We start from the raw sequence: 23,978 nt of genomic DNA, 5'->3' as shown, positions 1-23,978 counted from the left end.
ACGTGGACAGCCACGAGCGTGCGGTGGAGCTGGCCGGGGAGCTGTCGGCCGCGCCCGGGGCGGGTGGGAAGCCGATCCACGAATGGCTCGAGCTGCGCCCCTTCCTCGCCGAGCCGCCCGACGTGGCCCACTGCCACGGATGATCGCTGACAGGGCGTCAGGACCAGGCCGGGTAGCGCTCGGCGACGGCCGCGTAGCGCTCCGGCCACGCGGGCGGCTCCGCGCCGGCCAGGTGGGCGGCCAGCCGGTCGAAGAAGGCGTGCGTGCCCGGGATGAAGCCCCGCGCGTTGCGCACTGACAGTCCCCGGTGGGTGAACTTCAGCAGGGTGCCGTCCGGCGTCTCGGACAGCTCGTAGCGCACCACGCCGTCCTCGACGATGCGCTGGCGCCACTCGTGCTCGAACACGTGCGGCGGCTGCCACACGAGGATCCGCCCGGTCATGCGCTTGGCGTCGTCGGCCGCGGGCGGGTCCTCGGGCAGCATCTCGATGGTGCCTGCCTCGGTGTCCAGGACCGTTTCGCCGAACCACGCCCGCCGCTGCGCGGGATCGGTGATCGCGGCCCACACCGTCTCGATCGGGAAGGGCAGGTGGCGCTCGAAGCGGATGACCGCCGCCTCGCCGTCGGTTTCGATCGTGCCGTTCTCGGTGCTCACTCCTGGTGTCCTTCCTGGTTGCGCGCCAGGTGGCGCTCGAGGGAATCGAGGTGGCGCGCCCAGTAGCGGCGGTACCGGCCGAGCCACTTGTCGATCTCGGCCAGGCCGTCCGGGCGCAACGCGTAGATCCGGCGTTGCCCGTCCGGGCGAACTTCGACCAGCCCGACCTCCCGCAGGATCCGCAGGTGGCGGGACACGGCCGGCTGGGTGAGGCCGGGCAGCGCCGCGACCAGATCGCCCGCGGGCAGCTCGCCCTGGGCCAGAAGGTCCAGCAGGGTGCGCCGGCTGGGCTCGGCCACCGCTTCGAAGACGTCCACCCGCGAAGTATCACACAAGACGTATATAAGCGCCAGCAAATATGCGGGTTTGAAAGCGGCGCGGGAAGGTACCCCGGAAGCACACCGAAGCTGAAGGAGTTGCGATGACAATCGGTGGAATCATCAGCGCGATCGTCGTTGGTTTGATCATCGGCGCGCTCGGTCGGCTGATCGCACCCGGCAAGCAGGGGATTCCGATCTGGCTCACGATCATCGTCGGTATCGTCGCGGCGTTCATCGGCACCGCGATCGCGCGGGGCATCGGCTACGCGGACACCAAGGGCTTCGACTGGCTGGAGCTGATCACCCAGGTGGTCATCGCGGCGATCGGGGTCTCGCTGGTCAGCGGCATGTACGGCCGGCGAAAACTGACCAGGTAACGCATTCGGACGTGGTGCCCGGGAAGGTCCGCCTTCCCGGGCACGTTCGCGTTCAGGACCGGAACGCGGCGCAGCCGACGGCCACGAACGACTGCTGCGGCGAGCGCCACAGCACCTCGGCCCACCGGTTGTCGGTCAGCTGCTTGCCCTCGGCTCCGACACAGGTGTACTGCCCGCCGGTGACGACCTGCCCGCACGGCAGGTCCCGCTCCGGCGCGTGCACGCAGGTCGTGTAGTTCGTGCAGGTCAGCGTGTGCAGCAGCGCCGAGCCGACGTCCGCGGCCGCCCGGATGTTCAGCTTGCAGCCGTTCTGCGGCGAAGCGTGCACCAGGGCCGGCTCGCCCTCCGCGGCCGTGGCCGTCCCGGGCAGCACCACCACCGCCGCGGCCGCCGCCAGCAGGGCAAGGGACTTCTTCACGTGGATCCTCCCTCTCTCGAGAACGGTGACGGAGGGTATCGGAACGTACGCGGAGTGATCGCGCCGGTATGTTCGCCCGATGGACCTCGACCACCAGGGCCTCACCCGGCTGCCCGAGCTGCCCGCGGGCCTGGAGTACCTGAGCGCCTACGACAACGAGCTGATCGAGCTGCCGGACGAGTTGTGGGACCTCGACCGGCTGGCCGTGCTGAACCTGGCCGCGAACCGGCTGACCTCGATCCCGGCCGGCATCGCGCGGCTGACCTCGCTGCACACCCTCGACCTCGGCCACAACCAGCTCACCGAACTACCCCGCGAGCTGGGCGACCTGCCGAACCTGACCGAGTACCTGTACCTCTCGGACAACCGCCTGACGACGCTGCCGGACTCGCTGACCCGGCTCGGCCGGCTGCGGTACCTGAGCGCGACGGACAACGGGCTGAAGTCGCTGCCCTCGGACCTCTCCGGCCTGCGTGAGCTGCGCGAACTGCGCCTGTACCGCAACGACCTGCACGAGCTGCCGGACAGCATCGGCGAGCTGAGCAAGCTGCGGGAGCTGCACCTGCGCGGCAACCACCTCACCGAGCTGCCCGCGTCCGTCGGGAAGCTGCGCGACCTGCGGTACCTGGACCTGCGGGAGAACGAGCTGCGCACGCTGCCGGACGGGCTCGCCGAGCTGCCGCTGGTGAAACTCGACCTGCGCTGGAACCGGTGGCTGGAGACCCCGGACTGGCTCGACGACCTCGACGACTGCCTCGTGCTGCGCTGAGATCAGGCGACCACGGCCAGCAGCGTGGTCACCGCCCCGGCGAGTTCGCGGTCGCCGTCGAGGTCCGCGCGGCGGCGGGCCTCGTCGACGGAGATGCCCCGCGTGGCCAGGCGCCAGAAGTCGCCGGGCCGCATGGTGACGGTGGCGGCGGGTTCGCCCCCGGCGGCCATCCGCCAGCGCTGCCCGTCCGACCGGGCGTGCCACGTCCCGCCGTCGGGGACGACGACCCGCACCACGGTGCCGTCCGGGCGAACCACGTCTCGCAGCGTGTGGGGCAGCGCGCGCATGAACGCGTCCAGCACCGGGCGCACCAGCTCGGGCTCGTCCGCGCCGGGCCGCCCCACCGCGTCCCGGATCTGTTGCTGGTGCACCCAGAACTCGGTGTACTCGCGCGCGATGTCCAACCACGCCGGGCTGGTGCCGGGACCGGCCCACGACACGTCCAGCATCGCCGGCGCGGTCAGGTCGAAGGACTCCCACAGCCGGTCGAGCTCGGGGCCGAGGACGGTGAGCAACTGGACGATCAGGTCGGGGCTGACCTGCCGCATCGCACGGACGAACTCGTCGTTGACCCGGGTCAGGTAGGCGGGCAAGGTCTCGTCGTTGGCGAACTTCGCCCCGGCGAAGCCGTCCCGGCCGCCCGACAACCGTCGCATGTAGTCGTTCAGGATGTGCCCGGCGAGGTCGTGCACCGTCCAGCCCGGGCACACCGTCGGCGCCGACCACTCCGCCGCGCTCAGCGAGCCCAGCAACCGCAGCAGTTCGCGACGCTCCCGGCCGAACAGCGGCCGCACGTCCAGCACCGGTCCGAAGATCTCCACCACCGGATGCTGACAGCGGCCCCGGCGGCTCCGCTACCGGATTTCCGTGCCGTGCCCCGGGTCGGAGCTCACCCCGAAACCACACAGCACGGCCGGCTTCGGGGCGTAGGTGACGGTCCTGGTGTCGCGGCGGACCTCCGCTCCGGTGGTCACGTCGTAGAGCACCCGGGTGTCGGTGGTGGTGAAGCCGGGGCGGCCGCCGGACGGGCGGCAGTCCGGACCGGGGCCGCCGGGCTGCAGCGGTGGCGGCCGGAAGTCCGAGAACGAACCGGTCGAGGACTCCACGCGGTACTGCTTGGTGCCCCAGATCTTCACCGTGACGCTGCCGCCGGACACCGACGCCTGGATCGCCACCCCGCTCTTGAGGCTGTCGGTGAACTTCAGGTCCACCGCCGCCCCGTCGGCGGTGATCGCGACGGCGTCCCGGCCCGCCGGGTAGCGGTCCAGGTGGTAGCTGTGCTCGGTGTGGCCCGCGTCGGTCAGGCCCGCGAAGTACGCCGCGTTGTAGAGGGTCGTCGCCAGCTGCGACGAGCCGCCGCCGATGACCTCCGGGCCGAACCCGTCCTCGTTGACCGGCGCCGGGACGTACCCCTGCGACTGGCTGCGGGCGCCCACCCGCGCGTTGAGGCTGAACGTCTCACCGGGCCGCAGGATCGTGCCGTTCACCTTGTCCGCCATGATCCGCGCGTTCGTCGCGGCCGGGCCGGACAGCCCGCTGGTGGTGAACTCGCCGACGACCTCCTTGATGCCCAGCGCGTTCGCCTCCTCGGTGGTGGTCTGCGGGCGGGTCGTCTGGTAGCGCACCGCCAGGTCGCGGCCGTCCGGCTTGGCGAGGACGTCCATCAGCGGCTGGAACGTCCGGTTCCAGTCGATCTTGCGCGCGTCCTCGGACGGCTGGACGGCGGGCGCGCCACCGGCGAACACGATCTGCGCGTCCTTGCCGCGCTTCTCGGTGGACACCAGGGGGTCCCGCACCGCCTGCTGCAGCTTCCCCGGATCGGCCTCGACCCGCAGCGCGCCGCCGTCGGCCGGGCTGAACTTCAGGGCGGCGGCGATCGCGCTGGGCTTGAGCACCGCGTCGGCGCCGTCGCCGTGCAGCGTGACCGGCTTGGCCACCGCGGGCGCGACCAGCCGCTCCAGCGCCGAGTGCACCCCGGCCGAGGTGACCTTGACCGGCGTCAGCACGACCGGCAGCCGCACGCCGCTCTTGTCCAGCCAGCTCGCCCGCAGGATGTCCCCGGCGCCCTTGACGTCGACCAGGTCCTGCCCGTTCCTCGGCTCGATCGGGTACGGGTTCACCCCGCCGTCGGTGCCCGGGACCGTCACGAACCCGATGCTGCCCTCGGTGGGTGGGTGGTTGATGCGCTCGGCTGCCAGCCGCGCGATGGACTGGTGCAGCTTGTCCGGATCGGTGGACGTGACGACCCCGACCTCGCGGGTGCGGAAGAACGACGTGATCCGGTCGAGCGGGTCCAGCGGCTGGCGCCCGGCCTGCGCGACGGTGGACGACCAGTCGACGGTCAGGCCGGACCGCGCCGGGTCGAGCGTGGTGCGCACGTCCCCGGCCTCGACCGGGACCGGCGCGTTCAGGCGCGGGCCCAGCTCGCGGCGCAGCTTCGCCTCGGCGTCCTCCCGGCTGAGCCCGCCGACCTCGACACCGGCGACCGTCACGCCGCGCGGCACGTCACCGGCGCTGACGATCAGGTCCGCGCCGTAGAGGATGACCCCGACGCCCAGCAGGCAGCCGGCGACCATGAACGCGCGGGCCAGGAAGCGCTTGCCGGGCGACGGTGGCGCCGCGGGCGCGTCGCCGACCTCAAGGAGTTCCCCGACCAGGGCGTCCTCGGTCGCGTCGAGCGGTTCGTCCAGCAGGAACTCGGCGGGCGGACGCGGTCCGACCGCGGTCTCGGCGTTCCGGAGGGAATCAGGGTCCCGCTCCGGCCAGTACTGGTCCTCCCGCCCCACGCTTCCTCCCGGACGCGTTACAAGTACAGGCCCGTCCCGTGCTCCGTGCGCTCGGTGGCCACCGCGTGGATGTCGCGCTCCCGCATCACCAGGTACGCCTCGCCCTGGACCTCGACCTCGAGCTGGTCCTCGGGGTTGAACAGCACGCGGTCGCCGACCTTCACGTTGCGTACATTACTGCCTACCCCCAGTACGTCGCCCCACGCGAGACGGCGCGCCACCTGAGCGGTCGCCGGAATCACGATGCCGCCGCTGCTGCGGCGCTCTCCCTCCTCCGCGGAGACCCGGACGAGGACGCGGTCGTGCAGCATCTGGATTTCCAGCTTCGCCGCGGCGTCCGGCAGGTTCTTGGCTTCCGACACGCCGGTAATGCTACGTGTCCTCAGCGTGCCGCGGAGACCAGCGGTTGCCGTCCGCGCAGGGTGAAGTCCCGGTGTGTGGTCCCGCCCTCGCGCACCAGCGCGCGGCTCGCGGTCGCCTCGAACCCTGGCGCGGACACGACCAGGTCGACGAACTGACCGGGCAGCCCGGCGACCGCGTAGCGGCCCTCGCCGTCGGCCGTCGTGCGGACGAGCTGGTGCCCGCGGCCGTCCATCACCGTCACCGCGGCGCCCGGCACCGGCGAGCCGTCGGCCGCGTGGACCGCGCCGGTCAGCGTCGGCACCGGCTCGCCGAAGTGGCGGTGGTCCGCCGGCACCGCGGTCGGCTGCGGCATCTCGAAGGCCGGGTCCTCGACCGGCGGCTCCTCGACCGCGCCGCCCTTGCGACGCTGCACGAGGGCGTGACCGGCGATCAACACGACGCCGAGCAGGACCCACCCGCACAGCACCAGCACCGGCCGCAGCACGCCCCGGCCGTCGAAGTAGAAGATGCCGCGCAGGGCCTCGATCAGGTTGCCCATCGGGAAGAACGGGTGCAGCGCGCGGAAGAACCCGGGGACCATCTGGACCGGCACCGCGCCGCCACTGGACGGCATCGACAGCAGCACGAACAGGCCCATCGCCACCCCGGGGAACCACTGCTTGACCAGCGGCACCAGGCCGAACGAGGTCAGCGAGACGGCCTGCGTGAGCAGGAACGCGACGGGGATCGCGACCGGGTCGTTCGGGATGACGTCCATCGCGACGCCGCCGGCGTAGCCGATGAGGGTGAGCAGGGCGCCGAAGCCGACCAGCGTGGCGACCTTGGCGCGGCGGCTCAGCGTGACCGCCCGCAGCAACATCATCACGACGATGTAGCTGGGGATGTTCCAGATCAGCACGAGGTAGAACAGGCCGGTGCCCATCGCATCGCCGGGTTCGGTCGGCGCGAGGTCGACGACGGTGAGCGCGTGCCCGGTCTGGGCGGCGACCGGGGCGAAGGCCTGGTTGAGGACCGATTCGAGCAGGTAGCCGTCGGCCTTGGCGACGAACAGCGTCGGGCGCGCCGGGTCCGCGGAGTAGGCGGCGGTGGCGTCGCGGTCGAGCACCGCCTGGCGGGCCTGGTCGGCGGTGGCGACCGGCTGGATGTCGAACGCGCCGGGGCTCGCCTGGCCCAGGGCCGCCTCGATGCGCGCCGCGGCGGTCTCGTCGGCGACCGCGACCTCGATGTGGTGCGGCGACGGCGCGTGGAACGCGAGCAGGTAGCAGAAGACGAAGCCGAGGGCGAAGAAGACCGGGAACCACAGGCTTTCGGCCAGGGTGCGGAGCTTTCCGGGTTCTTGTTCCTGGGTTTCGACATGTTCCGCCATGCTGTCAGCTTATCACTTTTTGCAGGCGCTGCAAAAATGCAGTACAGTAAGAATCGTGAGCCCGCCCACCGGTCTGCGCGAGCGCAAGAAGGAAGCCACCCGCGAAGCACTGCGCCACGCGGCCGTCACGCTGTACCGCAGGCACGGGCCGGACGCGGTGACCGTCGAGGACATCTGCGCGGCCGCCGGGGTCTCGCCACGGACGTTCTTCAACTACTTCGCGACCAAGGACGAGGCCGTGTTGTCGCTGGACATCGCGGCCGCCACGCTGGGGCAGCGCATCGCGGACCGGCCCGCGGACGAGCCGCCGCTGACGGCGTTGCGGGAGGTGTTCGCCGGGCGCTTCGCGGAACTGGCCGCCACTGACGTGTGGACCGAGCGGACGCTGCTGCTGCGCGAGCACCCGGAGCTGATGCCGCGAGTGGCACAGGCCAACCGCGCGCTCGAAGAGGCAGTGGCCGAAGCCCTGGCCGCGCGCACCGGACTACCGGCGGACGACCTCTACGTGCGGACCACGGCCGCGGCCGCGATCGGCGCGAACCGGGCCGCCATCGGACGCTGGCAGCCCGGTTCGGATCCGGACCTGGTCACGTTGTTCCACCAGGCCGTGGACGTGCTGGAGAGTGCTTTCACGCCCCCGCGAGGATCAGCTGGAGGCGGTCCGGCCCGTCCGGCGTGATCCGGATCGGCACGCCCCAGTCCTGGCGGGTCACCCGGCAGACCGGGTGCTCGGCGTCGGCGTCGCAGCTCGCGGCCTGCGCCACGACCTGCAGCACGCCCTCGGTGTGGCCCTCGGCGATCTTGAGCGTCCGGGTCAGCTCGGTGCCGGTGCCCTCGCCCTCGGCCAGCAGCTCCGGCGGCGCGGCGGTCACCTGCAGGCGGGTCGACGGGCCGAACCGGTCGTCGAGCTTCTCGCCGGGCGGCGGCGTGAAGACCACCGAGAACTCGACCGTGCCCGGGGCCAGCTCGGTCGGCGGGCGGCGCACGGCGAGCGCGTCCCCGGCGACCTGCTGCCCGTCCGCGCTCAGCGGCAGCGCGGTGAGGCGGTGCGCAGCCGACTCGACGACCAGCAGCGCGTCCCCGGTGACCAGCAGGCCCGACGGCTCGGCGAGGTCCTTCGCCAGCGTGGAAACCTTGCCGCTCGCCGGGTCGTAGTGGCGGACGGCGCCGTTGTAGGTGTCCGCGATCGCGATGGTGCCGTCGGCCAGCACCGCGACGCCCAGCGGGTGCTGCAGCAGCGCGTCCGCGGCGTCGCCGTCGCGGTGGCCGAAGGAGAACAGGTCGGTGCCGATCGCGGTGTGCACGGCGCCGTCCTCCAGGTAGCGCAGCGCGGAGGTCTCGGCGTCGGCGAGCCACAACCGGTCGCCCTGGACGGCGAGGCCGGAGGTCTGCGCGAAGAACGCCTCGGCGGCCGCGCCGTCACGCAGGCCCTCGACGGTCGTGCCGGCGAACCGGGAGATCCGGCCGGTGCGCGGATCGAACAGGCCCAGCGTGTGGTTGCCAGCCATCGCGACGACCGCGCCGCCCGCGGGCTCCCACCAGATCACGTCCCACGGACTGGTGAGGTCGATGGACAGCGCGTCGCCGTCGGTCTCGCCGTCACGCCACTGGTTGCCGGTGCCGGCGACCGTGGTGACCTCGCCGGTGACGAGGTCCACGCCACGCAGCAGGTGGTTGGCCGTGTCGGCCACGAGCAGGTGGTACCCGGCCTGGTCGGCGACCTCGGCGGGCAGCAGTGCGAGACCGGACGGCTCGGCCAAGCTCGCGACGTCGAACGCGCCGTCGGCGCGGCCGCGGGCGCCGCTGCCGAAGCGGCGGATCAGGGTCTCGCCGTCGGAGGCGAACTCGGCGATCGAGTGGTTACCGGTGTCGGCGACCAGGATGCGACCCTCGGCGGTGACCACCGCCTTGCTGGGGAAGCGCAGGTCGGCGGGCTGCTCCTCGACCGGCACGTACGGGTTGCCGCCGCGGCGCAGGGTGCCCTTCGCGTCGTGGGTCTCGACGAGCTCGGCGATGACCCGGCGCAGCGCCTCGGCGTGCCCCTCGCCGGCGGCGGTGTGCACGACGTAGCCCTGCGGGTCGACGATCACCAGCGTCGGCCAGGCCTTCACGGCGTACTGCGACCAGGTCGTCATGTCGGGGTCGTTGAGGACCGGGTGGTGCACTTCGTAGCGGCGCACGGCCGCCTCGATGGCCGCGGCCTCGCCCTCGTGCAGGAACTTCGGCGAGTGCACACCGATCGTGACGAGCACGTCGGCGAACTCCTCCTCCAGCGGGCGCAGCTCGTCCAGGACGTGCAGGCAGTTGATGCAGCCCGACGTCCAGAAGTCGAGCAGCACGATCTTGCCGCGCAGCTGGGCGAGGGTGACGGTCTCACCGCCGGTGTTCAGCCACACGTCGCCGGCGAGTTCGGGCGCGCGCACGCGCGCCTGCCGTTGCTCTGATGCCACGGAACGGTTCAACGAGACGCGGGAATCCGCTTGTTCCCGCAGCTCACGATGTGGAATCTCACAGCCGTTCCAGCGCGTCCGCGATGGTGGCGGGGTCGGTGAGCGGCGCGAGGTGGTGGGTGTCCAGGCGCTGCACGGGCCAGCCGCGTCCGGCGGCTTCGCGGGCTTCCTCGTCGTAGGCGCCGCTGAGCTGGAGGTAGGCGCTCGGCGGTTCGGTCTCGGCGGGCGCGGGTTCGGTGAAGTAGGCGAGCGGGACGCGGGGCAACCCGGCCAGGAACTCGTCGCGGATCCGCTGGTCGGGCAGCAGGTCCTCGACCGTGCCGGGCGGGAACCACTCGTGCCACGGCGGGAGCCTGCCGTCGGTGGCCAGGTCGCGCAGGCGCTGGGCCAGCTCGGGCGGCGCGGTGTCGAACCAGCTGCGGCCGGGGTGCGGCAGGAGGGCGTCGACGAAGACGGCCCGCGGTGCGCCGGTGCGGGCGGCAATCCCGGCGGCCAACGCACCCGCGCCGCTGTGCACCACCAGGGTGCCGGGTTCGCGGACCGCGTCGAAGAGCCGCGGGTAGTAGGGGCCGGGCCCGTCGAGCGCGGCGACCAGGGACGGGGTGGCCACGCGGTGGCCACGCGAACGGAGTTCGTCGGCGACCAGCTGCCAGGTCTGCGGACCCACGAGCGGGCTGTGGACCAGGAAGAATTCGGCCATCACGCTCCAATCGGGCAATTCATTTCGGATCACATCCGGACTTCGTTGATCACTACCATGGAGCGCATGGACGAGGCGTTGCGCGCTGTGGAGAACAGTCTGGACCGCCCGTCCGCGGCACGGGTCTACGACTACTTCATCGGCGGCACGACGAACTACGCCATCGACCGGGAGTTCGCGCAGAAGATCCGGCGCAGGCTGCCGCTCATCGGCGAGTACATGAAGACCAGCAGGCAGTTCCTCGGCCGCGCGGTGCGGGAGTGCGCGCGGCTGGGGGTGCGGCAGTTCGTGGACATCGGGTCGGGGCTGCCGACGGCGGGCAACGTGCACGACGTCGCCGACGAGGCGCGGCCCCAACGCGACAGCCGGGTCGTGTACGTGGACAACGAGCCGGTCGCGCTGGCGCACTCGCAGCTGCTGCTGGCCGACACCGCCGACCCGGCGCGGCACGTGGCGATCGCCGCCGACTTCATGCACGCCGAGGACCTGTGGGAACGGGTCCTGGACACCGGCATGGTGGACGCGCGGCAGCCGGTCGCGCTCGTGATCAACGCGGTGCTGCACTTCATCAAGGACGCCGACGACCCGGACAGCCGCGTCGCCTACTTCCGGAACCGGCTCGCGCCGGGCTCGCTGCTGGTCCTGTCGCAGATGACGAACGAAAACCCGCGCAGCGACGAGGAGCGGCAGGCGCTGGCCGACCTGGTGGAGTACTACGAGGGCACCACGAACCCCGGGCAGCTGCGCACGAGGGCCGAGTTCGCCCGCTTCTTCGGCGACTGGGAGCTGCTCGAGCCCGGGCTGGTGTACGCGCCGTCGTGGCACCCGGACCGGCGCACCCTGTTCCGCCGGACGCCCTCGGAGTCCCGCGTCCTCGGCGGCGTGGCCCGCAAGCCCTGAGCGAACACGCTTCCGGCGGCCGCCGGGCGGTGCCAGGTTGGGGGCATGCGGGTGGTGTTCGTGCACGGTGCCCTGGTCCGCGACGGCGCCTGGTGGTGGAGCCGGATGGCGCCGCTGCTGCCGGAGAGCGTGGCGGTGGAGCTGCCCAGCTGCGGTGGCGGGGGTGACCTGTACGCGGACGTCGCGGCGGTGCGGGCGGCGCTGGACGACGGCCCAGCGGTGCTGTGCGGGCACTCCTACGGCGGAGTGGTGATGACCGAGGCCGCGGCGGATCACCCGGCGGCGCGGCACCTGGTCTACGTCGACTCGTACCTGCCCGACGTTGGCGAGTCCCTGGCCGACGTGACCGGTGGCGTGGCGCCGGTGGAGCCCGCCGGGGAGGGGCTGGTGTCGCTGCGCCCCTCGCTCGCGCCGCGCTACGTGCACGACTGCGACCCGGACGTTGCGGCCGGCGCCATGACGCGGCTGGTCCCGCAGACCGCGGCGGCGTTCACCCAGCGGGTGCGGGCCGCCGCGTGGCGCTCGCTGCCCTCGACGTACGTGGTGTGCGCCGACGATCCGGCGACACCGCCGGACGTGCAGCGCGAGCAGGCGAAACGGGCTGGCTCGGTGGTCGAGATGACGTGCGGGCACCACCCGTTCCTGACGCGGCCGGCGGAACTGGCGGCCGTGCTGCGACAGGTGGGCTAGGGTCGGCGGCCATGCGGCGCGTCGTGGTGCTCGGCTGCGGTGGGGCGGGCAAGTCGACCTTCTCCCGGCGGCTGGGCGCGCTGCTCGACCTCCCGGTCACCCACCTCGACCACGTCTACTGGCAGCCGGGCTGGGTGCCGCTGCCCGCCGGGGAGTTCGCCGCGCGGCAGCGGGCCCTGGTCGCCGGCGAGCGGTGGCTCCTCGACGGGAACTACGGCGGCACGCTGGAGATCCGGCTCGCCGCCGCCGACACCGTGATCCTTCTCGACCCGCCGCGGAGGGTCTGCCTGCGCCGGGCCGTCCTGCGTGTCCTGCGGGGCTGGGGGCGGGACGGGCAGGCGCCGGGCTGCCCGGAACGTCTGTCCCTCGAGTTCCTGGCCTGGATCTGGGCCTTCCGCCGCCGCTCGCGGCCCCGGGCCCTGCGCGCGATCGCCGAGCACGGCTGCGGCGCCCGGCAGTACCTGCTGACCACCCCGCGCGAGGCCGGGCTGTTCCTCTCCGGCCTGGCCCGGGAGAAATCCGCCGGTTCCGGACGTTGAACCGGTATGGCTGTCGTGTTGCTGCTGTACATCGTCGCCGAGGTGGCTGCCGTTTGGGCGGTCAGCTCGCTCATCGGCTTCCTGGGCACGCTCGGGCTGCTCGTGGTCGGGGCGTTCCTGGGCTCCTGGCTGGCCCGGCGGGAAGGGGCGCGCGCCGCTCAGGCGTTCCTCGCCACCGCTCGCGCCGGCCGCTCGCCGCACGCGGAGATCACCGACGGCATGCTCGTCGCGTTCGGCGGGTTGCTCATCATGATCCCGGGCTTCCTCTCCGACCTCGCCGGGCTGGCGCTGCTGCTGCCGCCCACCCGCGGCATCGTCCGCCGGGCCTGGCTCAAACGCGCCGAACGCCGCATGCCGAACCGGCTCATCGTCGTCGACAGCGAGGTGGTCGACAAGGAGACCACCAACCGCCCGATCATCGAGGGCTAAGCTGGCTTCGGTATATCGAAATAACCCGACAGCCGAACAGCGGGCGCGTACTCGCCCTTCACCTTGACCTTGCCGGTCACGAACATCGCCGCCACCGCGGCGTTGCCGGTCGCGACGCGGAAGAAGTCGTCCGGCGCGATCGTGATCGTCGTGTCCGGCTCGCGCCCCAGGTCCTTCCCCGAGTGGCACCGGCCGTCCTCGATGACCGTCTGGAACCGGTCGTACCCGCCGATCCCGGAGCCACCCGGGAACCGCCAGCACACCACGACGCTCGAATACCGCGCCTTCTCCGCCAGGAAGTGGTCCGACATCCGGCGGAAGATCTCCTCCAGGAACACCATCCGCAGCTCGGGGTGCTCACCGATCGCCCTGAGCTGCTCCTTCGACGCGCGCCGCACGACGTCGGCGAGCGTTTCCGTGGACATCCCGCTCAGGTGCACGCCGGTCCCGGCCGACCCCAGCATGTGCAGAGTTTCGAGCAGCTGGATGAACTGCTCCGCGGACAGCCTGCTCAGATCGATCTGGCGGGCGAACGCGTCGACCACTGTGCCGGACACAGGCGGAGATTCTACCGGCGAAGGGGTGAGGAGGTAGCGTTTCGGCGTGAAGGAGGTCGGCGTGACGGAAGACGTGAAGACCCCGCGCTCGCGGCGGTTGCCCAGAGCCGTGCGAGAACGGCAGATCCTGGACGCCGCCGTGGAGGTGTTCTCCCGGCACGGCTACCACTCCGCGTCGATGGACGAGATCTCCGAGGTCGCCGGCGTCTCCAAGCCGATGATCTACTCCTACCTCGGCGCCAAGGAAGACCTGTTCGCCAAGTGCATCCGCCGCGAGGCAAGCCGCCTGCTGGAGGCGGTCCGCGACGGACTGCGCTCGGAACTGCCGCCGGACATGCAGTTGTGGCACGGGCTGCGGTCGTTCTACCGCTTCGTCGCCGAGTACCGGGACTCCTGGACGGTGCTGCACCGCCAGGCCCTCACCGTCGGCGGCCGGTTCGCCGACGAGATCACCATGCTGCGCTCGCGCGCCATCGAGGTGGTCACCGCGCTCGTGGTCACCGCGGGCATGAAGAAGGGCCTGGGGGACCGGGCCGAGTTCTCCGGCCCGGCCCTCGCCGTGGCGCTCGTCGGAGCCGCCGAATCACTGGCCGACTGGTGGCTCGATCACTCCGAGGTGTCGGACGGCGTGCTCGCGTCGTGGCTGATGAACCTGGTGTGGCTGGGGTTCAACGACCTCATCGAGGGTTCGGTGTGGCGTCCGGAGGAGTGATCGTCCCCTCCAGGTGCGGCTTCGGCTTCCTCGCCGCCCACAGCTCGAAAGCCCACCCGTCACCCGTCTGCCACGACGTGAACGCCACCTTCGCCGGCAGCAGCACGGGCAGCTTGAACTTCACGTCGACCGTGTAGGCGTCCGGCAGCCTGCCCTCGAACGCGGCCAGCACACGCGCCTTCGTCCACATGCCGTGCGCGATCGCCGACGGGAACCCGAACAGCTTCGCGGTCAGCGGGTGCAGGTGGATCGGGTTGCGGTCGCCGGAGACCTCGGCGTAGCGGCGGCCGATGTCGGCGGGCACGCGCCAGATCGCCTTCGGCGCGGGCGCCGCGAGCTGCTCGCGCTTCCCGCCGCCCTCACCGCCGCCGCGCCGCAGGTACGTGCTCACCTCCGTCCAAATCGGACCGTCGGCGGTGGTGAACTCGCTGATCACGTCGAACTGGCGGCCCTTTTCGTGTGGCCGCAGGTTCTCCGCGCGCACCCGGACCGTGCCGGTGTCGGTCAGCCGCACCGGGCGGCGCTGCGTGATGCGGTTGGCGACGTGCACCATGCCCAGCAGCGGGAACGGGAAGTCCGGCTGCGTCATCAGCGCCATCTGCAGCGGGAACGCGAGCATGTGCGGGTAGGTCACCGGCAGTTCGTCGCCCAGCCGGAACCCGCAGACCTGGTTGTAGGCCGCCACGTGCGCCGGGTCGAACTCGACGCCCGCGCGCACGTACTCGGTGTCCGGCAGGCCGCCGCCACCGCTGTGCGGCAGCAACGCCTTGGCGTACAACGGCGCCAGCTTCGGCGCTTCGCGGAGTTCCTTCGTGCCCATCACGCCCCCAGCAGAGCCTGGCCGCACACGCGGACCACGTTGCCGTTCACCGCGGCCGACGCGGGGTTGGCATACCAGGCGATCGTCTCGGCGACGTCCACCGGCAGCCCGCCCTGGCCGAGGCTGGACAGCCGCCGCCCGGCCTCGCGGATGAACAGCGGGACCGCCGCGGTCATCTTCGTCTCGATGAAGCCGGGCGCGACGGCGTTGATGGTGGCGCCGTACTCGGCGAGCTTCGGTGCGCCGTCGGCCACCATGCCGATCACGCCGGCCTTGCTGGTGCCGTAGTTGGTCTGGCCCACGTTGCCCGCGATGCCGGCGATCGACGAAACGCCGATGATGCGGCCGTTCTCGCGGAGCACCTTCTCGCTCAGCAGCTTGTCGTTGACCGCCAGCTGCGCGGCCAGGTTCACGGTGATCACCGCGTCCCAGGCGCCCTCGGTGAGGTTGCCGAGGGTCTTGTCGCGCGTGATGCCGGCGTTGTGCACGACGATGTCGACCCCGCCGTGCCGCTCCTTGAGGTAGGCGGCCAGCTTGTCCGGCGCGTCCGCCGCGGTGATGTCCATCTGCAGCGCGGAGCCGCCGACCTTGTTGGCGACCTCGGACAGCTCGCCGCCCTGCGCCGGGATGTCCAGGCCGATCACGTGCGCGCCGTCGCGGGCGAGCACCTCGGCGATCGCCGCGCCGATGCCCCGGGAGGCGCCGGTGACCAGGGCGACCTTGCCGTCGAGCGGCTTCTCCCAGTTCTCGATCGCGGGCACCGACGGTGTGCCGGTGGCGCCGACGCGGATCACCTGGGCGTCCACGAACGCCGACTTGGCCGACAGCACGAACCGCAGCGTCGACTCGGCGGCCTCCTCGGCGCCGGGCGCGACGTAGACGAGCTGGGCGGTCGCGCCACGCTTGAGCTCCTTGCCGACCGAGCGGACGAACCCTTCGAGCGCGCGCTGGGCGATCCGCTCCCGGCCGTCAGCCAGCTCCGGCGGGGTGCCGAGCACGACGACCCGGCCGCAGTAGCCGATCTTGCGGATCACCGGGTGGAAGAACAGGTACACCTCGCGCAGCTGTGCGGGGTCGGTGATGCCAGTGGCGTCGAACACCAGGCCGCCGTAGCGCTGGTCGCCGCCCGCGGGCTCGGTCAGCACCGTGATGCCGGCCGCCGCGAGCTGGTTCTGCACGGTCTTTTCGAGCCGCCCACCGGGCGCGGCGCCGAAAAGTGCGGGACCATCGAGGGCGGGCTGCCCGGGGCGGTAGCGGCGCAGCACCGGCGGGTTGGGCAGCCCGAGCTTGGGCACCAGGAACTTCCCGATCGGCGTCTTGGTGAACTGCTGATACCGGTCGGCCATCACGTGCCTCCTTACCGAGCTTACCTACTCGTGAGTAGGTTACACTGTCATCCGAGGCTCACCACCGCAGTGGGAGGAATTGATGGACGTTCGTCGCGTCGCCATCGTCGGCGGCAACCGCATCCCGTTCGCGCGGTCGAACGGCCGCTACGCCAACGCGTCCAACCAGGACATGCTCACCGCCGCGCTGGACGGCCTGGTGAGCCGCTTCGCGCTGCAGGGCGAGCGCATCGGTGAGGTAGCCGCGGGCGCCGTGCTCAAGCACGCGCGGGACTTCAACCTGGCCCGGGAGAGCGTGCTGGGCAGCAAGCTCTCGCCGGAGACCCCGGCCGCGGACGTCCAGATGGCGTGCGGCACCGGGTTGCAGGCGATCGTCAACGTCGCGAACAAGATCGCGCTCGGCCAGATCGACTCGGCGATCGCCGGCGGCGTGGACACCACCTCCGACGCCCCGCTGGCGGTGAACGACGACCTGCGCCGCATCCTGGTGCAGCTCAACTCCGCGAAGACCGTGGGCCAGCGGCTCAAGCTGCTGACCAAGCTGCGGCCCGGCCAGATCGTGCCGGAGATCCCGCGCAACGCCGAGCCGCGCACCGGGCTGTCGATGGGCGAGCACGCGTCGATGACGGCCAAGGAGTGGGAGATCTCGCGCGAGGAGCAGGACGTCCTCGCCGCGACCAGCCACCAGCGCCTCGCCGCGGCGTACGAGCGCGGGTTCTTCGACGACCTGGTGACGCCGTACCTCGGCCTGTCCCGCGACCAGAACCTGCGGCCGGACTCGACCGCGGAGAAGCTGGCCAAGCTCAAGCCGGTGTTCGGCGGCCCGGACGGCACGATGACCGCGGGCAACTCGACCCCGCTGACCGACGGCGCGTCGACGGTCCTGCTGGCCACCGAGGAGTGGGCCGCCGCGCGGAAGCTGCCGGTCCTGGCGTACCTGACGTTCTCGGAGACCGCGGCGGTGGACTACGTGCACGGCGGCGAGGGCCTGCTGATGGCCCCGGCGTACGCGGTGCCGCGGATGCTGGCGAAGGCCGGGCTGACGCTGCAGGACTTCGACTTCTACGAGATCCACGAGGCGTTCGCCTCCCAGGTGCTCGCGACGTTGAAGGCGTGGGAGAGCCCGGCGTTCGCCAAGGAGAAGCTGGGGCTGGACGCGCCGCTCGGGCCGATCGACCGGTCGAAGCTGAACGTGAACGGCTCGTCGCTGGCCGCGGGCCACCCCTTCGCGGCGACGGGCGGCCGCATCGTGGCGACGCTGGCGAAGCTGCTGCACGAGAAGGGCTCCGGGCGGGGCCTGATCTCGATCTGCGCCGCGGGCGGCCAGGGCATCACGGCGATCCTGGAGAAGTGAACAGAGGTTTTGAGCGGCGGTGCCGGTTGCTGTGGGCCAGCAGCCGGCACCGCCGCGGGTTCTGAGTTGGCTCAGCCGCGCGGAGCGCGTCGGTTGAGGGTGGTGGGCGACGGGCGGGCGTCCTCTCACGAGGTCCCGCCACCCGCACCGCAACGCAGGCCGATTGTCATGGCACGAGCCCGAGCTGCTGGAGCAGGCCGAGCTGGTCGAGCCTGCCCCAGCGCTCGACGATGCGATCGCCCTGCACGCGGAAGACGTTGATCCCGCGCAGGGTGATCGTGCGGCCGGTGCCCGGCACGCCCATCAGCTTGCCCTGGTGGGTGCCGCGGGCGGTGAACACCTCCACGACGATGTCGTCTTCGGCGACGAGCCGCTCGACTTCGCTGCGCCAGTCGGGCATGGCCTGGCGCATCGTCGCGGCGGCCTGGCGCATGCCGTCGGGCCCGTCCGGGATGCCCGGGAACGGCGGGTCGTGGTTGACGAACGCGGGGTCGAGGTAGCGGTCGACGGCGCCGAGGTCGCCCTTGGTGAACAGGTCCTGGATGAAGTCCTCGACGAGTTGCTTGTTGCTGCTGAGCTGGTCAGTGGTCATGCGGTGATGCTGCGGCGGCGATGACCCCGGGACCATCCCACGCGTCTGGGATTTCCGCGGGGCACGGCGGGGGCGCACACTGGGCACATGCGGCGATCGCCCAGTGCGGTCCGCGCCGAGCACGACGTGATCCGCCTGTCGCACAGCGGCCTGGACACCACCGGCGTCCGGCGGGAGGTGCTGCGGGCCCTGCGCCGCGTGGTGCCCTCGGACGCGACGTTCTTCGCGACCGCCGATCCCGAGACGCTGCTGTTCACCGGCGCCTGGCCGGACCCGCCGCTGGACACCGCGGCGCCGTTGTTCCTGGACAACGAGTTCGGCGGCGGCGACGTGAACACCTTCGCCGGGCTGGTCACCTCCGGCAGGCCGGTCGCCACCCTGGACGGCGCCACCGGGCGGGACCGCTGGGCCAGCGAGCGCTACCGCGAGATCATGCGCCCGCTCGGGCTCGGCGACGAGATGCGTGCGGCGCTCGTGACCGGCGGCCGCTGCTGGGGCTACCTCTGCCTGCACCGCGAGGACGGCCTGCTCGGCTTCACCGCGACCGAGAAGACCGCGCTCGCCCGTCTCGCCCCTCATCTCGCGCACGCCATCCGCACCGCGGCTCTCGTGGACGGCCCGGCCGCCGCGGACCACCGGCCGGGAGTGGTGCTGCTGACCGACGACCTTCGGCTCGTCTCGCTCACCCCCGACGCCGAGCACCTGTTGTCCCTGCTCCCGCCAGGCGTTCCGCTGCCCCTGCCGGTGTACGCGGTCGCCGCCGCGCTGCGGTCCGGTAGTGCCGTGCCGAGTGTCCGGGTGCGTGGCGCCGACGGCTCGTGGCTCACGCTGCACGCCTCGCGGCTCACCGGCACCCGGCAGCTGGCCGTCGTGGTCGAACCGGCCGACGCGCGCGCGGCGGCTCCGCTGGTGCTGGCCGCGCACGGGCTGACCACGCGCGAGGCCGACGTCGCCACGCTCGTCCTGCGTGGCCTGCCGACCCGCGCGATCAGCGACCGGCTGCACATCTCCGCGCACACCGTGCAAGACCACCTCAAGGCCGTGTTCGACAAGGTCGGCGTGCGCAGCCGCCGGGACCTGGTGATCCGCCTGCTCGGTTAGACCGGCAGGACGTCGCGGGCGGACGCGGCCGTCGACTGGATCTGCTTCGACGCCTTGTGCGCCTGCTTGCTCGCCCTCTCGGTCGCCTTGTGGGCCTGCTTGCTCGCCTTGTCGGCGGCGCGGCGGGCGCGCCAGCCCAGCGACGGCTTGCCCTCGGTGTCGGCGGCCGCGATCAGCAGGCCACCGGCCAGTCCGGCGTTCTTGAGCAGGTGGATCAGCTGGTCCTGCTTCTGCTGCGGGTCCTTGGCCTCCCAGAACGGGTGGCCGGCGACGGTCGTCGGCACCAGGCTGCCGACCAGCGCCAGCGCGGACAGCCGCGGGAACTTGCCGAGCGCGAACAGGGTCCCGGCCGCGATCTTCACCCCCGCGTCGATCTTGACCAGGCTCACCGGGTCGGTCGGGAGCGCGTCGGGCAGCTTGTCCTGCTGCTCGCCGACCTTGTCGAGCACGGGTTTGGCCGCCTCCGCGTGCCCCTCGGCCTGCTTCAGGGCGTTGATGCCGCCGTAGATGAAGATGCTCGCCAGCATGGGGCGGGCCAGTCGACGCAAGATCACGATCCTCGCCTTCCTCGGATGCGACATGTCACGTCGAGGATCTACCCATTCCCGCGTCACTTCATCCCTAACGTTTTCTAGTTCGCACGCTAGTTATCCCTATAAAAAGGTAGCGACACGCCGGTAGCGGAATCTCCGCAAATATCGGGGTCGCACTAGACGCGCCGATACGTTGGCAGAGTGGACCCGATCCGCAACCCGTTCGCGCCGGGCGCGGGACAGCGGCCGCCGGAGCTGGCGGGCCGTGAACGCGAGCTGACCGCGTTCGAGGTGGTGCTGCAGCGGGTCGCCCGTGGCCGTCCGGAACGCAGTCTCGTGCTGACCGGCCTGCGGGGCGTCGGCAAGACCGTGCTGCTCGGCGAGCTGCGGTCGATGGCCGTGAAGCACAAGTGGGGCGCGGGCAAGATCGAGGCGCGCCCGGACGCAGAGCTGCGGCGGCCGCTGTCGGCGGCGCTGCACCGCGCGATCCGCGACCTGGCGGTGCGGCACCGGGCGCCGGACCGGGTCGAAGAGGTCCTCGCCGTGCTGAAGGCGTTCGCCCTGCGGTCGAACAAGGCGGACGCGAAGCTGCGGGACCGGTGGCAGCCGGGCATCGACGTGCCCGCCGCGCAGGGCCGCGCCGACTCCGGTGACATCGAGATCGACCTGGTCGAGCTGTTCACCGACGTCGCCGAGCTGGCCGCGGACGTCGGCACCGGCGTGGCGCTGCTGATCGACGAGATCCAGGACCTGCAGCCGGACGATGTGTCGGCGTTGTGCACGGCGTGCCACGAGCTGTCCCAGTCGGGCGCGCCGCTGGTGGTGGTCGGGGCGGGGCTGCCGCACGTGCCCGCGGTGCTGTCGGCGTCGAAGTCCTACTCGGAGCGGCTGTTCCGGTACGTGCGCATCGACCGGCTGAACCGGGAAGAGGCCGACCGGGCCGTGCTGGCGCCGATCGAGCGGGAGGACGCCGGCATCGAGCCCGAGGCGCTGGACGCGTTGTTCGACGCCTCCGGCGGATACCCGTACTTCATCCAGGCCTACGCGAAAGCGGCCTGGGACGCGGCGCCGGACGACCCGATCACGGTGCAGGACGTGCAGGTCGCCGCGCCGGAGGCCGAGCAGGAACTGGCGGTCGGCTTCTTCGGCTCCCGCTACGAACGCGCCACGCCCGCCGAGCGCGAGTACCTGCGGGCGATGGCGGAGCTGACCCAGGGCCGGGACGAGAGCGCAGGCACCTCCGACGTGGCGGTCTACCTTGGCCGCAAGCCCTCGTCACTGTCCCCGGCGCGGGACTCGCTGATGAAGAAGGGGCTGGTGTACTCCGCGGAGCGCGGGCACATCGCCTTCACCGTGCCGCACTTCGGGCACTACCTGCTCAGCCGCGCCGTGGACTGAAGCAGTTCCCGCTCCTCCTCGGCGACCCGCCGGTCGTAGGCCTCGTGCGCCGCGGCGATCTCCCGCTGGTGCTCCTCGGTCCACGTCACCAGCGACTTGATGACCTGGTGCAGCGAAATGCCCAGCGGGGTCAGCTCGTAGTCGACGCGCGGCGGCACCACCGGGTAGACCGTCCGGCTGATGATCCCGTCCCGCTCCAGGTGCCGCAGCGTCACGGTGAGCATCCGCTGGCTGACCCCGTCGATCGCCCGCCGCAGCTCGGAGAACCGCATCGTCCGGCGGTCGAGCAGCGCGATCACGAGCAGGGACCACTTGTCCGCGATCCGGTCGAGGATGCGCCGGACGTCGCAGTCCGCGCGGGTGTCCCACTGGATGACCTCGTCGTCCTCGGTTCCCGTGCAGTAACCGAGTGCCTTTGAAGTGCCGTCTTCCACAGTTGTCCATGGTCACACAAGATTCGTCTGTTACCAATCGAAACCTTGGGAGCGGATCTCGTGTCCACCACCGCCGGAGCGCCACCGCGCTTCACTCCACGAACCTGGGGAACGCTGTTCGTCCTGTGCGGCGCGATCTTCCTGGAGGGCATCGACGTCGCGATGCTGAACGTCGCGCTGCCCGCCATCCGCGCCGATCTCGGCCTGTCCACCGGCGAGCTGCAGTGGGTGGTCAGCGCCTACGTGCTCGGCTACGGCGGGTTCATGCTCGCCGGCGGCCGGGCCGCGGACCTGTTCGGCAGGCGCCGGATGTTCCTGGTCTGGCTCGCCGTGTTCCTGGTCGTCTCCGCCGTCGGCGGGCTCGCCGGGGAGGGCTGGCTGCTCATCGTCGCGCGGTTCGTCGCGGGTGTCGCCGCCGCGGTGATGACCCCGGCCGGACTGTCGATCATCACCACCGGCTTCGAGGAGGGCCCGCAGCGCAACCGGGCGCTGCTGGTCTACTCCGGGACGGCCGCGGGCGGTTTCTCGCTCGGCCTGGTGCTCGGCGGGCTGCTCAGTGCCGTGAACTGGCGGCTGGTGCTGTTCGTGCCCGCCGCCCTCGCGCTGGTCATCCTGCTGCTGGGGGCCGCGTTGATTCCCGCCACTCCCCAGGAGCGCACCCGGGACCGGCGGGTCGACGTGCTCGGCGCGGTGACCGTCACGGCCGCCATCGTGCTGCTGGTGCTGGGTGTCGAGCGCTCGGCGCACTCCGCCGCGGGCTGGACCACCGCGACCATCGCCGCCGGGCTCGTGCTCGCGGCCCTGTTCGTCCTGGTCGAGCGCCGGTCCGCGGCGCCGCTGATCCGGCTGGGGCTGCTCCGGTCCGGGGCGCTGGTGCGCGCGAACCTGGCGGGTCTGCTGTTCGCCGCGGCCTTCTTCGGGTTCCAGTTCATCGCCGTGCTGTACCTGCAGGAGCTGCGTGGGTGGAGTGCGCTGGAGACCAGCCTCGCGATGCTGGCGATCGGCGCGGACGCCGTGCTCGCGCCGACCCTGACCCCGCGCTTGGTCGAGCGGTTCGGCAACGCGAAGGTCATCGTGGCCGGTCTCGTGCTCGCCGTGGTGTCCTACGCCCTGTTCCTGCCGATCTCCACGGACACCGTCTACCTGGCGATGTTCCCGACGATGATCGTGCTCGGGGTGGCGTTCGCGCTCGCCTACGGCCCGCTGACGATCGTCGCCACCGACGGGGTCGCCGAGCACGAGCAGGGGCTGGCCGGCGGGCTGCTGTACACCGCCTTCCAGTTCGGCGCCGCGCTCGGGCTCGCGGCGTGCACGGCGGTGCTCACCGGGGCGAGCGGCGGGGTCGACGGCTACCGGTCCGCGCTGGTGGTGCCGATCGCGGCCGCCGCGGTGGCCGCCGTGATCAGCGCGTCCGGGTTGCGGAAGCGGGTGGCCCGATGAGCCGCGTCGTCGCCTCCTTCGCCGAGCTCGAAGCCGAGTTCAACGCCTACGTCGGGTCGATCGGGTACGCCACGATGGTCACGGTCGACTCCCGGAACCGGCCTCGCACGCGGATCCTCATCCCGGTCTGGGAGAACGTGGACGGGCAGCCGCGCGGGTGGCTGGCGACCTACCGGACGCCGGTCAAGGCCGCGCACCTGGCCCGCAACCCGCACACCTCGTTCTCGTACTGGAAGCCGGGGAACAACTCGGTCGCCGTCGAGGCGGTCGCCGAGTGGGTCGACGACGTGGACGTGAAGTCGCACGTGTGGCGGCTCTACCGCAACACCAGCCCGCGGGGCGCCGGGTACGACCTCGGCGCGTTCTGGCGGTCGCCGTCGGACCCGAAGCTGCACGTGCTCCGGCTCGAGCCGTGGCGGATCCAGGTCATCCGCGGCGCCGATCTGCGTAGTCGCATCTGGCGGTCTCTACCGCTTTCTAGCGATCAAGCTAGAAATGGCGATCTTCCGCAAGATCGAGCTGTTGCCGATGATTCGTAGGCAAGTGCCCTAGGTCACCGGATAATCGTTGGCGACCTTGTGAAAAAAGGTGCATACTGGAAGCACAGCCACCGAGATGCACGAGGGATGCGAACACCGATGAGCAACATCGCCGCCAAGCTCCGAGCCCGCCGCGCCGAGGCGCGCACCCGCCGGGCGCTGAGCCGCGCGATCGACACCGCCGGTTCCGTGACGGTCCGCCAGGAGCTGATCGCCATCGCCCAGGCGCGTCAGTCCAACTTGCGCTGACGCGTGAGCTAGGCCACAAATAGATCAGGTTGTAACGCCACCAGGGGAAGTGGCGATACCCCAGATGACCCCGTGATGCTGGCGGACCCCCGACCTGGCAGCATCACGGGGTTTTCCAATTTCCGGGCTCCCACCTCGAAA

The 23,978-nt window shown here is 71.6% G+C and carries 29 protein-coding genes and 1 pseudogene; 15 read left to right on the top strand and 15 right to left on the bottom strand.

The genetic code is table 11. From position 1 onward, the window contains the following. Window positions 1–143 (top strand): annotated as a pseudogene (locus L2C96_RS45500) (YciI family protein); the annotation flags it as partial. A 14-nt stretch (window positions 144–157) separates the two neighbouring features. On the opposite strand, the gene L2C96_RS09810 reads toward L2C96_RS45500, so the two are convergent. Next, window positions 158–655: an SRPBCC family protein gene (locus L2C96_RS09810; protein WP_237335915.1), complete on the bottom strand. Its 498-nt coding sequence runs from the start codon at window positions 653–655 to the stop codon at window positions 158–160. Next, window positions 652–972 (bottom strand): ArsR/SmtB family transcription factor, encoded by a 321-nt coding sequence (locus L2C96_RS09805; protein WP_020422231.1) that lies wholly within the window; start codon window positions 970–972, stop codon window positions 652–654. Before L2C96_RS09805 ends, L2C96_RS09810 begins: the two co-directional genes overlap by 4 nt. 104 nt (window positions 973–1,076) lie before the next feature. On the opposite strand from L2C96_RS09805, the gene L2C96_RS09800 reads away from it, so the two are divergent. Further along, entirely contained in the window at window positions 1,077–1,352 is a 276-nt protein-coding gene (locus tag L2C96_RS09800) for a GlsB/YeaQ/YmgE family stress response membrane protein (RefSeq protein ID WP_020422232.1), read from the top strand. A gap of 52 nt (window positions 1,353–1,404) precedes the next feature. Here the strand turns inward: L2C96_RS09800 and L2C96_RS09795 are convergent, their stop codons facing one another. After that, a complete protein-coding gene (locus tag L2C96_RS09795) occupies window positions 1,405–1,770 on the bottom strand; it encodes a hypothetical protein (RefSeq protein WP_020422233.1) in 366 nt (121 codons plus the stop codon). 79 nt (window positions 1,771–1,849) lie between these two features. Between L2C96_RS09795 and L2C96_RS09790 the strand changes: the two genes are divergently transcribed. Continuing rightward, a complete protein-coding gene (locus L2C96_RS09790) occupies window positions 1,850–2,539 on the top strand; it encodes a leucine-rich repeat domain-containing protein (RefSeq protein WP_237335914.1) in 690 nt (229 codons plus the stop codon). A 2-nt stretch (window positions 2,540–2,541) separates the two neighbouring features. Here L2C96_RS09790 and L2C96_RS09785 read toward each other — a convergent pair whose 3' ends face one another. The 4 genes from L2C96_RS09785 to L2C96_RS09770 all read right to left on the bottom strand — a co-directional run bounded on the left by L2C96_RS09785 (window position 2,542) and on the right by L2C96_RS09770 (window position 7,054). Beyond that, window positions 2,542–3,360, bottom strand: a complete 819-nt coding sequence (locus L2C96_RS09785) for a maleylpyruvate isomerase family mycothiol-dependent enzyme (protein ID WP_237335913.1) — start codon at window positions 3,358–3,360, stop codon at window positions 2,542–2,544. Between the two features lie 33 nt (window positions 3,361–3,393). Next, window positions 3,394–5,325, bottom strand: coding sequence for a VanW family protein (locus L2C96_RS09780; RefSeq protein WP_237335912.1), 1,932 nt, complete (start codon window positions 5,323–5,325; stop codon window positions 3,394–3,396). Window positions 5,326–5,342: 17 nt separating this feature from the next. Next, window positions 5,343–5,636: a GroES family chaperonin gene (locus tag L2C96_RS09775; RefSeq protein WP_051079572.1), complete on the bottom strand. Its 294-nt coding sequence runs from the start codon at window positions 5,634–5,636 to the stop codon at window positions 5,343–5,345. Between the two features lie 71 nt (window positions 5,637–5,707). Next, window positions 5,708–7,054: a carboxypeptidase regulatory-like domain-containing protein gene (locus tag L2C96_RS09770; RefSeq protein WP_020422237.1), complete on the bottom strand. Its 1,347-nt coding sequence runs from the start codon at window positions 7,052–7,054 to the stop codon at window positions 5,708–5,710. 55 nt (window positions 7,055–7,109) lie between these two features. Between L2C96_RS09770 and L2C96_RS09765 the strand changes: the two genes are divergently transcribed. Further along, window positions 7,110–7,733 carry a TetR/AcrR family transcriptional regulator gene (locus L2C96_RS09765; protein ID WP_237335911.1) on the top strand — a complete coding sequence of 208 codons (624 nt, stop codon included), beginning with the start codon at window positions 7,110–7,112 and terminating at the stop codon, window positions 7,731–7,733. Here L2C96_RS09765 and L2C96_RS09760 read toward each other — a convergent pair. Further along, complete coding sequence (locus tag L2C96_RS09760) at window positions 7,684–9,477, bottom strand: NHL domain-containing thioredoxin family protein (RefSeq protein WP_237335910.1); 1,794 nt, start codon at window positions 9,475–9,477, stop codon at window positions 7,684–7,686. The genes L2C96_RS09765 and L2C96_RS09760 overlap by 50 nt on opposite strands. Window positions 9,478–9,562: 85 nt before the next feature. Beyond that, window positions 9,563–10,204 carry an alpha/beta hydrolase gene (locus L2C96_RS09755; protein ID WP_237335909.1) on the bottom strand — a complete coding sequence of 214 codons (642 nt, stop codon included), beginning with the start codon at window positions 10,202–10,204 and terminating at the stop codon, window positions 9,563–9,565. Window positions 10,205–10,261: 57 nt separating this feature from the next. Between L2C96_RS09755 and L2C96_RS09750 the strand changes: the two genes are divergently transcribed. From L2C96_RS09750 to L2C96_RS09735, 4 genes are read left to right on the top strand one after another with little or no spacing between them, the layout of a single operon-like run. Further along, window positions 10,262–11,104, top strand: coding sequence for an SAM-dependent methyltransferase (locus tag L2C96_RS09750; RefSeq protein ID WP_237335908.1), 843 nt, complete (start codon window positions 10,262–10,264; stop codon window positions 11,102–11,104). A 45-nt stretch (window positions 11,105–11,149) separates the two neighbouring features. After that, window positions 11,150–11,794, top strand: a complete 645-nt coding sequence (locus L2C96_RS09745) for an alpha/beta fold hydrolase (RefSeq protein ID WP_237335907.1) — start codon at window positions 11,150–11,152, stop codon at window positions 11,792–11,794. A gap of 11 nt (window positions 11,795–11,805) precedes the next feature. Then, window positions 11,806–12,333: a P-loop NTPase family protein gene (locus L2C96_RS09740; RefSeq protein WP_237335906.1), complete on the top strand. Its 528-nt coding sequence runs from the start codon at window positions 11,806–11,808 to the stop codon at window positions 12,331–12,333. Between the two features lie 6 nt (window positions 12,334–12,339). Then, on the top strand, window positions 12,340–12,762 hold the full coding sequence (locus tag L2C96_RS09735; RefSeq protein ID WP_017985824.1) for an FxsA family protein: 423 nt from the start codon (window positions 12,340–12,342) through the stop codon (window positions 12,760–12,762). Here L2C96_RS09735 and L2C96_RS09730 read toward each other — a convergent pair. Beyond that, window positions 12,759–13,319 (bottom strand): SCP2 sterol-binding domain-containing protein, encoded by a 561-nt coding sequence (locus L2C96_RS09730; RefSeq protein WP_027936488.1) that lies wholly within the window; start codon window positions 13,317–13,319, stop codon window positions 12,759–12,761. The genes L2C96_RS09735 and L2C96_RS09730 overlap by 4 nt on opposite strands. 46 nt (window positions 13,320–13,365) lie before the next feature. On the opposite strand from L2C96_RS09730, the gene L2C96_RS09725 reads away from it, so the two are divergent. Next, window positions 13,366–14,031 (top strand): TetR/AcrR family transcriptional regulator, encoded by a 666-nt coding sequence (locus L2C96_RS09725; protein ID WP_372491189.1) that lies wholly within the window; start codon window positions 13,366–13,368, stop codon window positions 14,029–14,031. On the opposite strand, the gene L2C96_RS09720 is transcribed toward L2C96_RS09725, so the two are convergent. Continuing rightward, entirely contained in the window at window positions 13,997–14,851 is an 855-nt protein-coding gene (locus L2C96_RS09720) for a MaoC family dehydratase (RefSeq protein WP_237335922.1), read from the bottom strand. The two genes, L2C96_RS09725 and L2C96_RS09720, sit on opposite strands and share 35 nt — an antisense overlap. Continuing rightward, on the bottom strand, window positions 14,851–16,197 hold the full coding sequence (locus L2C96_RS09715) for a 3-oxoacyl-ACP reductase (RefSeq protein WP_237335904.1): 1,347 nt from the start codon (window positions 16,195–16,197) through the stop codon (window positions 14,851–14,853). Before L2C96_RS09715 ends, L2C96_RS09720 begins: the two co-directional genes overlap by 1 nt. A gap of 82 nt (window positions 16,198–16,279) precedes the next feature. Between L2C96_RS09715 and L2C96_RS09710 the strand changes: the two genes are divergently transcribed. Next, entirely contained in the window at window positions 16,280–17,551 is a 1,272-nt protein-coding gene (locus tag L2C96_RS09710; RefSeq protein ID WP_237335903.1) for an acetyl-CoA C-acetyltransferase, read from the top strand. 166 nt (window positions 17,552–17,717) lie between these two features. Here L2C96_RS09710 and L2C96_RS09705 read toward each other — a convergent pair whose 3' ends face one another. After that, window positions 17,718–18,143: an ester cyclase gene (locus L2C96_RS09705; RefSeq protein ID WP_237335902.1), complete on the bottom strand. Its 426-nt coding sequence runs from the start codon at window positions 18,141–18,143 to the stop codon at window positions 17,718–17,720. Window positions 18,144–18,230: 87 nt separating this feature from the next. Between L2C96_RS09705 and L2C96_RS09700 the strand changes: the two genes are divergently transcribed. Next, on the top strand, window positions 18,231–19,244 hold the full coding sequence (locus L2C96_RS09700) for a helix-turn-helix transcriptional regulator (protein WP_237335901.1): 1,014 nt from the start codon (window positions 18,231–18,233) through the stop codon (window positions 19,242–19,244). Here L2C96_RS09700 and L2C96_RS09695 read toward each other — a convergent pair. After that, entirely contained in the window at window positions 19,241–19,771 is a 531-nt protein-coding gene (locus L2C96_RS09695; protein ID WP_020422251.1) for a DoxX family protein, read from the bottom strand. The genes L2C96_RS09700 and L2C96_RS09695 overlap by 4 nt on opposite strands. A 207-nt stretch (window positions 19,772–19,978) precedes the next feature. Here L2C96_RS09695 and L2C96_RS09690 point away from each other — a divergent pair, with 207 nt between their 5' ends. After that, window positions 19,979–21,175 carry an ATP-binding protein gene (locus L2C96_RS09690; RefSeq protein WP_237335900.1) on the top strand — a complete coding sequence of 399 codons (1,197 nt, stop codon included), beginning with the start codon at window positions 19,979–19,981 and terminating at the stop codon, window positions 21,173–21,175. Here L2C96_RS09690 and L2C96_RS09685 read toward each other — a convergent pair. Further along, entirely contained in the window at window positions 21,148–21,609 is a 462-nt protein-coding gene (locus L2C96_RS09685; RefSeq protein ID WP_237335899.1) for a winged helix-turn-helix transcriptional regulator, read from the bottom strand. The genes L2C96_RS09690 and L2C96_RS09685 overlap by 28 nt on opposite strands. A 60-nt stretch (window positions 21,610–21,669) precedes the next feature. On the opposite strand from L2C96_RS09685, the gene L2C96_RS09680 reads away from it, so the two are divergent. The 3 genes from L2C96_RS09680 (at window position 21,670) to L2C96_RS09670 (ending at window position 23,837) form a co-directional block, all read left to right on the top strand. Then, entirely contained in the window at window positions 21,670–23,049 is a 1,380-nt protein-coding gene (locus L2C96_RS09680) for an MFS transporter (protein WP_237335898.1), read from the top strand. Next, entirely contained in the window at window positions 23,046–23,588 is a 543-nt protein-coding gene (locus tag L2C96_RS09675) for a pyridoxamine 5'-phosphate oxidase family protein (RefSeq protein WP_237335897.1), read from the top strand. The genes L2C96_RS09680 and L2C96_RS09675 overlap by 4 nt, the downstream gene beginning before the upstream one ends. A 99-nt stretch (window positions 23,589–23,687) precedes the next feature. Continuing rightward, the gene (locus tag L2C96_RS09670; protein ID WP_017985832.1) at window positions 23,688–23,837 is read left to right on the top strand and encodes a hypothetical protein; all 150 of its coding nucleotides are present in this window, start codon (window positions 23,688–23,690) and stop codon (window positions 23,835–23,837) included. Window positions 23,838–23,978 lie beyond the last annotated feature (141 nt).

It is taken from the genome of Amycolatopsis tucumanensis, from assembly GCF_021654135.1.
In the GTDB taxonomy this organism is placed as follows: domain Bacteria; phylum Actinomycetota; class Actinomycetes; order Mycobacteriales; family Pseudonocardiaceae; genus Amycolatopsis_E; species Amycolatopsis_E tucumanensis.
The sequence above is the reverse complement of the archived record's forward strand: the minus strand, read 5'-3'. Positions and strand labels throughout refer to the sequence as shown.